The sequence below is a fragment of the Sporomusa sp. genome (genome assembly GCF_057736855.1).
The window spans coordinates 1-10807 of sequence record NZ_JBYKYF010000087.1; the positions used below are offsets into that span (position 1 = coordinate 1).

Genomic DNA, 10807 nt, shown 5'->3' on the forward strand with positions numbered 1-10807 from the left:
AGTAACTGGTTGCAGTTTTTTCTATTTGGGGGCTGTCTTAACGCGACAGCCCCTCAACTTGCTTGCGTAGTGGTAGCGTCAACAGGCTTTGGCAAAGGATTATTATGAAAATTTTTTCACAAATAGCAGGATAAGAGTACCTGTATGAAGAACATATATTGTCACAAATTACACGTTATGTGTAATAATAAATTAAAATGGAGGGGAATTGTTTGATCTGGTTAGGTGCTCTTATTGTTTTACTTACTTTTGTCGCAATTATTAAGCGTTATGAAACGAGAATGGTTTTATTCATTTCTGGTCTTCTTATGGCGCTGCTTTCCGGAAAGCCGCTTGAGGCTATTGACGCTTTTGGCAAAGCCATGGTTAATCCTACCTTAGTTACTGTTATTTGTACAGTTATGGGTTTTGCTTACGTTATGAAGCTAACTCAATGTGACGCCCATCTGGTTCATTTGTTAGCAGGCGGGTTAACTCGTTTCCGAGCCATTTTAATTCCTGGTACCATCGTTATTACCTTTGCTATTAATATTGCTTTACCCAGTGCGGCCGGTTGTGCTGCTGCCGTTGGCGCGATTATGATTCCAGCTCTGATTGGTGCAGGGGTTCACCCAGCTTTAGCTGGCAGCGCTGTACTGGCAGGAACTTGGGGAAGTACATTAAGTCCTGGTGCTACTCACAATCCGTTTGTTGCCAAATTAGCTAATACGGATGTTATGACTGTAATTGCTGTCTTAACTCCGGCTGATTTAGCGGCTCTGGCAGTGGTGGTGGTGACCTTGACTGCGGTTGCCTATATTCGTAAAGAACATCATGTTGAAGCCCAGTCAGTTATTGACAATAAGGAATTGGGTGAATTCAAAGTAAATATTATTAAAGCCATGGTGCCAATTGTGCCACTGGTATTGTTGGTATTAGGCAGTAAGCAAGTACATCTTATTCCAGAAGTAACTGTGCCTCAGGCCATGCTTTTTGGGGTGTTACTTGGTTTTGTTGTTACCTGGACGAATGCACAGGAAATTTCTAAGCAGTTTTTTGCCGGTATGGGGGATGCTTTTGGCAGTGTTGTGGGTATTATAGTAGCAGCTGCTGTTTTTAACGAAGGAATGAAACTCATTGGACTTACCGGTGCTTTGATTGAGGCTATGAAACATTCAGAAAGTATTGCTAAACTAGCTGCAACCTTTGGGCCGTTTATTATTGCAGTACTATCTGGTTCAGGCGATGCTGCAACGCTGGCGTTTAATGGAGCCATTACGCCGCATGCTCCTCAGTTTGGGTTTGGTATTATTGAGATGGGACAGCAGGCTCAGGTGGTTGGTGCATTGGGACGTTCCATGTCACCGGTTGCCGGAGCGGCTATTGTTTGTGCTGGCTTGGCCAAAGTCAACCCGATTGAATTGACCAAACGTAATGCACCGGCGATGATTCTGGCAGCAATTACGACAATGATTGTTTTACTGTAGCATAGTGACTGCATAACCAGTTGAGCATAAACTTAGTATTTGGAGGCATATATGGGAGTAAACTTTGTCGTATTAGCTGAACAGCTTGCAGAAAAAACAATTGCCAGACGGCGGGATTTTCATAAATATGCTGAATCTGCTTGGACGGAATTCCGTACAGCGGCAATAGTTGCCGACACCCTCTCTGCGCTTGGGTATCAGGTGTTTGTCGGTGACGAAGCCATTGATGCCGGAGCCATGATGGGGGTGCCGTCAGCAACTGAGCTTGAGCGGCATACTAAACGGGCGTTGGAACAAGGGGCGAATCCACACTGGATTGCCAAGATGCAAGGAGGAAAAACCGGGGTTGTAGGTGTGCTCACCTGCGCCAAACCGGGGCCGACCATTGGTCTTAGGTTTGACATGGATGCCAATGATGTTGTGGAAGCTGAAGATGCAAATCATCGGCCGTTTGCCGAAGGATTTGCATCAGTTAACCGAGGGACTATGCATGCTTGCGGGCACGATGGTCACACCGCGGTTGGCTTAACTGTTGCTGAGATATTGGCCTCAGTAAAAGATCAGCTTTGTGGTACGGTTAAACTTATTTTCCAGCCAGCCGAGGAGGGGGTACGGGGTGCCCGAGCCATGGTGGTTAAAGGTGTGGCCGATGATGTGGATTACTTTGTAGGACTGCACCTGGGGTTCAATACCAAACAAACAGGCCAATTGGCTTGTCGTATAGAAGGTTTTTTGGCAACCACGAAACTGGATGCGATTTTTACCGGTATTCCTGCACATGCTGGTGCGGCGCCGGAAGCTGGCCGTAATGCTCTATTAGCAGCAGCTACGGCGGCGCTGAATTTACATGCTATTGCCAGACATAGTCAAGGGCCTACCCGCATTAATGTTGGCCAAATGGAAGCAGGTACCGGGCGTAATGTGCTTCCGGCTAATGCAATTATTAAACTGGAGACGCGTGGCACAACCAGCCTGCTCAATGAATACATGTTTACCGAGTCACAGCGGATTATTAAAGCGGCTGCCGATATGTACGGGGTACAGGTAGAAACCCGTGAGATGGGCGGAGCGGCAGGCGCTGAGAATGATCTTTGGCTGGCGGAGAAAATCGAAAAGGTTGCGCAAGGCTTGGGGATTTTTACAGAAATCATGCCTAACTGCTATTTTGGCGCCAGTGAGGATTGTACCTATTTTATGGAACGGGTGCAGCAGCGTGGCGGTAAAGCCGTGTATATTATGGTTGGAGCTGGATTGACTGCCGGACACCATGACTCTCGTTTTGATTTTGATGAATCAGCACTAACGAAAGCGGTGGCTCTACTGAGTGCTACGGCAGCAGATTTGCTACAAGCGTAAACAGAGTACAACTCAAAAGGCCTGAACCATTAGGTTCAGGTTCTTTATTTGGAATCAGATAGTATTATAATGCAGTAAGACTTGTTTGCTGAGCAAGATTATCAGCGGATAAAGCAAACAGTCTGTGCTAATGCTACATACTATTAGCTTTTTATTTGAAAGGAGTAGGACAAATGAATGAACAAATTATGGAAAAATATGCTCGGCTAGTTATTACAACCGGGGTCAACCTTCAGCCTCTGCAGACACTGGTTATAACTTCACCACTGGAATGCGCCCCATTTGCCCGGATTATTGCTGAAACTGCCTATAAAGCAGGTGCGCGTGAGGTAGTTATGAACTGGCGGGATGAATTGTCGACAAAAATTAAATTTTTGCATGCTCCTGAAGAAATTTTTGATGAATTTCCAGACTGGCAAAAGGATTTTTATCTCTTTTATGTAAGAAAAGGAGCTGCTTTTGTAAGTATCGCCGCTTCTGATCCTGAACTGCTAAAAGACGTTAATCCAGACAGGGTGGTTAGAGCACAAAAAGCCAGCAATACTGCGCTTAAAGAATATCGGGAACATATTATGAGCAATAAAAATGCCTGGAGTATTGTATCTGTGCCCACGCTTGCCTGGGCTAAACGAGTATTTCCTGAGGTTTCAGATGAGGAAGCGATTGCGAAACTGTGGGAAGCCATTATAAAGGCCGTGCGGGTAGACGCGCCGGACCCGGTTGCTGCCTGGCAGGAGCATAGCCGGGCCTTGAAAACCAGTATGAATAACTTAAATGCTCGCAGATTTAAAGCGCTGCATTATAAAAATTCACTGGGAACAGATGTGACGGTTGAATTACCTGATGGTCATATCTGGTTGGGCGGACCGGAGCATACCACCGACGGGATTGAATTTGTCGCCAATATGCCAACAGAAGAAGTATTTACTTTACCGAAAAAAACCGGTGTAAATGGAACAATTGTCAGTTCTAAGCCTTTAAACTACAATGGGACTATCATCGATACATTCTCACTTACATTTAAAGACGGGAGAATTATCGATGTTAAAGCCGAGCAGGGGTATGAGGTTCTTAAAAAGCTTGTGGAAACCGATGAAGGTTCGCATTATCTCGGTGAAGTGGCACTTGTGCCGCACAATTCGCCAATTTCCAATTCTAATATCCTCTTCTACAATACCCTGTTTGATGAAAATGCCTCCTGCCATTTTGCTATTGGCAAGGCTTACCCTATATGTATCGAAAACGGTGTGACAATGAATCAAGAGCAATTAGAACAAGCTGGTGTAAATGATTCTATGGTTCATGTTGATTTTATGATTGGCACTGCCGATCTTGAGATTACAGGGATTACGGCTGACGATAAGACAATACCAGTATTTAAAAACGGTAATTTTGCGGAGTAAGTATTAGAAAATTTATCTGCACTTTCCATAGAATATGGTCATGTGTCCGAATGGTTATCGGCATATGGCCATGTTTACATCTACCAGAATGTAACGATATACTGTTGCGAGACATGACTGAATTTTTTTTCTGTGCCATCTAGGTGACTGGGTCCAAGCAGCCGAGATCTTAGATTCTGAGCGGAAAAATGATATCCATTTTGGAGCAGGTTGTATGCAGTTTTTAATGATGTTACAATGAAAACAAAGAAGAAATGGGGAGAGCACGATGGAAATAAAAATTATTGATGCAGCTCAGACGTGGGAACTGCGGCAAAAAGTGTTGTGGCCTGGTAAAGAGCTTGCCCATGTAAAATTAGCTGACGATCATGTAGGTACACATTATGGTTTATATGACAGAGATCAATTGATAAGTGTACTTTCAACCTTTGAGTGCGAGGGTGAAATTCAATTCCGTAAATTTGCTACAGCCCAAGAATTTCAAGGACAGGGGTATGGCACGAAATTATTGCAATATGTCATTGATTTGGCTGCAGTTAATGGTGCAAAAACAATATGGTGTAATGCCAGAAAGGATAAGGCGGCGTTTTATCAAAAATTTGGCCTGCGCCCAACAGGTCATGAATATGAGCGGGACGGAATACAGTATGTTGTTATGCGCCGCGAATTGCCGGGTATTTCCATTGGGGAACGGTTAGCACAGCAAATGCGGTTTATTGTGGAAGTAGATAAATTAAAAAATATTTACCGCCGGAATGTAGTTACTGGTAGTGAACGTCACGAAACCGATGCCGAGCATTCTTGGCATTTGGCGGTTATGGCCATGCTATTGGCGGAACATGTAACCAGCTGTCAGATAGACGTCCTCAAAGTGATCAAAATGGTACTCATCCACGATATCGTGGAAATTGATGCTGGTGATGCGTATTGCTATGATGTGCAGGCAGGGGTTGACAAAACTTCTAGAGAACAGGCGGCAGCTGATAGGCTATTTGGCTTGTTGCCTGCCGATCAGGCGCAAGAGCTGCGAGCGCTATGGGATGAGTTTGAGCAAAAGGAAAGTATGGAGGCACGTCTGGCAGATGCACTGGACAAGCTTCAGCCGTTGCTATTGCATTATAATACCAGCGGAAAATCGTGGAAAGAAAATGGTATTACCAGCAGCCAAGTCAGAGAGCGCAATAAACACACTAAGGATATAGCCGCTCCATTGGGACAGTTGGTAAATTATATTATTCAGGATTCCATTATCAAGGGATATCTGAAAGCGTAGCCATGCTTTTTGCGCAGTGAATCGTTAATTTAGCAAAAAGGGTTCTGAAACCGGGAAACAGGTATCAGAACCCTTTTGCCGATTTTGCAGTGAAAACCCCTTATGATTGCCACGGTAATCACAAGGGGTTGTTGATATGTTGTTATTTAGTTTTGTGACAATTTTTCTAAACGATATGAGAGGGCGCGTCGGGACAAACCAAGATAAGAAGCTGTTGCTGACTTATTGCCATTATGCATGGCGAGAGCGGCAAAAATAATCTGATCTACATATTCTTCCAAATTAAATGGTTCTGGCGGGAGGGTGATTGGCAGTGACGGCATGATTAAATTCGCTTTCACATCAGGACAAAGGCAATTGTTTCCTCCAGTTGTTATTCGCAGATGTTCTGGTTTCAGTTCTATATCATCAAACATAAATACTGACCATTCGATCACATTCTGTAATTCACGGACATTTCCCGGCCATGAATGGTTGAGCAGGGCTTTAGCGGCTTCATCGCTAATGCGTCTAAAACGCTTATTTTTTTGTTTGGCAAAACGTTGAAGAAACATATTGGCAAGCGGGATAATGCTGTTACTTTGTTCTCGTAAGGGGGGGAGAAAAATTTGTCCTACATTTAAGCGGTAGTATAGGTCGCGGCGGAACTTACCTTCCTCAACTGCCTGGCTTAGATTAATATTGGTAGCACACACGATGCGCACATCGGATTTAATTTTTTTTAAACCGCCAACCCGGTAATACTCTTTTTCCTGTAGTACCCGGAGGAGTTTAGCCTGCATTTCTAATGGCATTTCACCAATTTCATCCAAAAATAAGGTACCGCCTGCCGCCAAATCTAATTTGCCCTTTTGCCCTTTTGTAAGACCACCAGTAAAGGAGCCTGCCTCATACCCAAATAGTTCACTTTCAAACAAACTGGGTGTTAGTGCCGCACAGTTAATATCCACAAAAGGAGTGGCCGGCTCATCAAAATTACCGTAATGGATGAGTTTGGCAATCATTTCTTTGCCTGTGCCAGTTTCACCCTGGATTAAAACCGGAATAGAGCGGTCGCGATGATACATGAGAGCTTGCTTATAGATATTCTGCATAGCGGGGCCAAAGAGACCGATTTCCCCAATGCCCTCCGCTTTCGCCGCCAGCATACGTAAACGAGAATTTTCTTTGGCGGTTTCCAGTGTGGCCGCCTGTACTTCTTGGTCGAAATGGTCGGTGAGGCGCCGGTTTTCGCGTAGTAATGCTTGATGTTCGGCTGCCTTTTCGATAATAATCGATAATTCTTGAATATTGATCGGTTTTAACAAATAGTCAAAAGCACCCATGCGCAGGGCTTCGATGGCAGATTCCATGGAACCATGACCGGTAAATAATACAATGTCGGTATAAGTGCCGCAAGGCATGTCTTTAATCTTTTTAAGTAAATCGATGCCAGACATGACAGGCATTTTAATATCTGTTAAGATCATCGGGAAGTTACCGGATAAAAAAGCTGTTAGCGCTTCTTCACCATTACTGCACTCTGTTATTTGATGTCCTTGTTTGCGCAGAAATTTACTTACCGACGTCCGGCTGCCAGTATCGTCATCAACTAATAGGATATTCAACTAGCATAATCCTCCTTTTGGTTATCTGCTTCGATGATGGGAAAGGTAAGTCGGAAAGTGGCTCCACCTTGTTCATTATTATTGATGGTTATTTGCCCACCATGAGAGGTAACCACCGATTTGACAATGGCCAATCCCAGCCCCATACCATTATTTTTGGTTGTAAAAAACGGAGTAAATATTTCTTTCTGAAGGTTCTCATCAATCCCTGGACCATTATCCGAAATTTGCACAATAATTTTATCTTCCAGATAGGTTTCAATTTTAATTTCTTTTGTCGGCTGCTGCAAATTGGTTAAGGCTTCTATCGCATTATTGATAAGATTAAGAAACACATGCTCCATATGTGCCAGTGATCCATAGACTTCCAGCGGGTCTTCGGCTAGCTTCAGCGTTAAGGTGATATCCGCAGTATCTGCCTGAGAGAAAGACATTTTGATAGCATTGGTAATGGCATTGGTGAGGCTAAAACGCTGATTAGTGCTTTGCTGACTGGTGCGGATCAGGTCACGGACATAATTAATGATATTGGCAATTCTAGCCGATTGTTCTGAGATGGTCTGCACGTCTTCCAAAAACTCTTCAAACTGATACGTACGTCCTTCTTTAGACCACATCAAAATACTATCGGCAGTTACTTTGATGGAATTAAGTGGCTGATTGATTTCATGGGCTATACCTGCTGCCATATTACCTAAAAAAGCCAACTTTTCGGTTCTGCTGATACGATTTCTGGCTGCAAGCAGTTCAGCCTCAGCTTGTTTTCGGTCAGAAATATCTCGGGATATACAGAGTCCAACAAGTTCATCGTTAAGGGCAAATATATGGGCATTGACTTCTGATGGAATGGGTTTTTTGTCCTTAGTCACATGGTCAAATTCAAAAATAGCTTGGCGTGAAGTTAATAACTTTTCCATCTGGGCGGAAGCAATGGCCTGTCCTTGGGGCGACATGGTATCCAGCATCGACATGGATAGCAATTCGTCGCGGCTATAGCCTAGCCGGCTGCAGGCAATATCATTGACTTCGATAATTCGACCAGGTAGTCCCTGGGGAGTGATTTTCCAAACAAAAATAAAGTCCTGTACACTGTTAAACAGTTGACGATAACGCTTTTCTACTGCTCTTCTTGTAAATATTTCCTGGGCCAGTGTCGCATTGGCATTAGCTAATTGACGGGTTTGTTCTTCGATGTTTTTTTCCAAACGCCGATAGGATTGCTGTAATACTTTATCGGCTTCCTTTCTGTCGTGGATATCTAGGCAGCAACCGATATAGCCAGCAAAGGAACCATCCGGATTATACCTGGGAATACCGATAACTTGAGTCCAGCGGTATTCGCCGTCATGACGCAGCATATGACATTCCAAATCAAACTTTTCCCGGCTGCGAGTCAGTTTGCTTGATTGTACCTCATGGGGATGAAACCGGCTATCCCAGGAAATATCGCTACCATCTTTCCAGGTAAGGCCTGTATATTCTTGCCATTGTTTATTAACAAAGACGCAATGGCCTTCCTTGTCCTCCATCCAAACCATAAACGGGATATGATTTGCCAGATATCGGAACAGTTCTTCACTTTCGCGTAAAGCCTGTTCGGCCTGTTTTTGTTCAGTGATGTCAGTCATTGTGCCAATAATGGCAGGCTTTTCATTAATTTCAAAATAACTACTTTGGACTTTTACATGGCGATAACTGCCAGGTTGCGCTAATAACCTAAGTTCATAGGTAACAGGTTCTTGTTGATTGGTTAGCCTGTTGGTGATATGTTCGTGAAAAAGATTTCTATCATCTGGGTGGATATAGTCATAAATGTTGGTAATAGACAGTAAGTGTGAGCGGGAGTAGCCGGTGATGTTCGCGAAACCCTGACTGACATATACCAGTTTGGTTCCTTGAATCACATAAATTCCAGCCAGCGAGCTTTCTACTAAACTGCGATATTTGATTTCGGCTTCAATCAGGAGTTCAGTAAAGCTTCGATGGTTTTGCAGAAAAATAATCAGCCTGTGCAATAGTAAGGTGGCGGCAATATGGCCAATAATGATTAGCAAAAAGTCAAAACCCCGGGATGTTAGTCCGCTGGCGCTATCATTCGGTGAGAAGAAAATATATAAATATGCCAGCGAACCTAAGCAAGCAAATAGGGTTGCCAGTCCTAGCCTTCGGCATGTAAGGGAGTTGCCGAAAAGTTTGAGTAAACATGCCGTAAGCAGTCCGCAAAAAGGCGCTCCTACTGCCCAGGGCAGCCAGTGAGTACTGCCGAGTATTAGAAATGCTACCGCAGTGACTAAGCCTACCAGTGCGGTTTCAATAATACCTACATGAATAGCCGTTAACAAGATAGCAACCATGCCGAGGTTTGCGGTAAAACTTTCTGTTTGCAGTACGGGGATGGTAGCAACTAGGGCAAGCAGCGAAAAAAGCAGTACCCCGGAAACATTAATACCTGCGCCAGTACGGTACATTGCCAAAGGAAACCAATGCAAACAAAGCAAAAGTATTGCTGCCATAGCACCTGTATTTTCTAATAATTGCATGGCTGTAATTACGAGATCAGTCATATTCACAATAACACCTCAATAGCTTTATTCGCGGTATCTCGTCATAATCCTTGAAAGAAAATTAGCAATCAGGGCATTTTGTCTAATAGAGCTGATATACATTTTCAGTAAATATAAAGAAAATATGGTAAAGACATAACAAATGTAAACTAATTTAAGTAAAAGCGATTAAGTTGTCATAATTTGCTGAAAACATGCTTTGACTCGGGTATTATATTGCGATAACATAATAATTGGAAGAAAGTGATAAAAATAACATACTTAAGGTGGTCTTTATGGAGAGAGATATTTTAATGACCAAAGAAGATCTGTGTATGGGTTGTAATAAATGTATCGCTAAATGTCCGACAAAAGCCAATATCGCCTATGTGGTGAATGGTAATAACAAAGTCAGGGTGGATCAGAACCGCTGTATTCACTGTGGTGAATGTCTGGATGTTTGTGATCACCAAGCTAGGGATTATACCGACGATACCGAGAGATTTTTTGCCGATCTTAAGCACGGGACAAGGATTACGGTTATAGCCGCACCAGCCGTGCGTTTTAATTTTAACAATTATAAACGCTTGCTCGGGTATTTAAAATCCTTGGGTGTTAAGACGATTTATGATGTTTCCTATGGTGCAGATATTACTACCTGGGCCTACTTGAAAGCCATTAAAGAAATGCACTTACGTTCTGTGATCGCGCAACCTTGTTCGGCCATCGTTAATTATGTGCAAAAATTTCGTCCCGAACTTATAAACAGCCTAGCCCCTATTCATAGTCCGATGATGTGTACGGCGATTTACTTGAAGAAATATAAACATGTTAATGATAAGCTGGCCTTTTTGTCGCCTTGTATCGGCAAAATTGATGAGATACATGAAAAGAATACTGACGGCTTGGTGCATTATAATGTAACCTTTAGCAAGCTGGAAGAATATCTGCAAAAAAACGGCGTAAATTTGGCTAATTATCCAGAGGCTGAGTTTGAAGATGCCGGCTGCGGTTTAGGTTTGACCTACAGCCGTCCGGGCGGCCTTCGGGAGAATGTTGAATTTCATGCAAAAGATGCCTGGATACGGCAGATCGAAGGGCCGGGGCATGTGTATCATTATTTAGATGAATACGCCCAGCGGGTAAAGCAGGGTAAGCC

General features: G+C 43.5%; 7 protein-coding genes. 5 read left to right on the forward strand and 2 right to left on the reverse strand.

The features are described from left to right. Positions 1-212: 212 nt before the first annotated feature. The 4 genes from dcuC (at position 213) to AC29Z1_RS07695 (ending at position 5498) form a co-directional block, all read left to right on the forward strand. A complete protein-coding gene (dcuC, locus tag AC29Z1_RS07680; protein ID WP_488270872.1) occupies positions 213-1466 on the forward strand; it encodes a C4-dicarboxylate transporter DcuC in 1254 nt (417 codons plus the stop codon). Between the two features lie 51 nt (positions 1467-1517). Then, complete coding sequence (locus AC29Z1_RS07685) at positions 1518-2822, forward strand: amidohydrolase (protein WP_488270873.1); 1305 nt, start codon at positions 1518-1520, stop codon at positions 2820-2822. Positions 2823-2995: 173 nt separating this feature from the next. Further along, on the forward strand, positions 2996-4225 hold the full coding sequence (locus tag AC29Z1_RS07690) for an aminopeptidase (protein WP_488270874.1): 1230 nt from the start codon (positions 2996-2998) through the stop codon (positions 4223-4225). Positions 4226-4493: 268 nt separating this feature from the next. Beyond that, complete coding sequence (locus AC29Z1_RS07695) at positions 4494-5498, forward strand: GNAT family N-acetyltransferase (protein ID WP_488270875.1); 1005 nt, start codon at positions 4494-4496, stop codon at positions 5496-5498. Positions 5499-5644: 146 nt separating this feature from the next. On the opposite strand, the gene AC29Z1_RS07700 is transcribed toward AC29Z1_RS07695, so the two are convergent. Beyond that, positions 5645-7105, reverse strand: a complete 1461-nt coding sequence (locus AC29Z1_RS07700) for a sigma-54-dependent transcriptional regulator (RefSeq protein WP_488270876.1) — start codon at positions 7103-7105, stop codon at positions 5645-5647. Then, entirely contained in the window at positions 7102-9669 is a 2568-nt protein-coding gene (locus AC29Z1_RS07705) for a PAS domain S-box protein (protein WP_488270877.1), read from the reverse strand. Before AC29Z1_RS07705 ends, AC29Z1_RS07700 begins: the two co-directional genes overlap by 4 nt. 275 nt (positions 9670-9944) lie before the next feature. Here AC29Z1_RS07705 and AC29Z1_RS07710 point away from each other — a divergent pair. Next, on the forward strand, positions 9945-10807 hold an 863-nt coding region (locus AC29Z1_RS07710; protein ID WP_488270878.1), incomplete at its 3' end, for a [Fe-Fe] hydrogenase large subunit C-terminal domain-containing protein.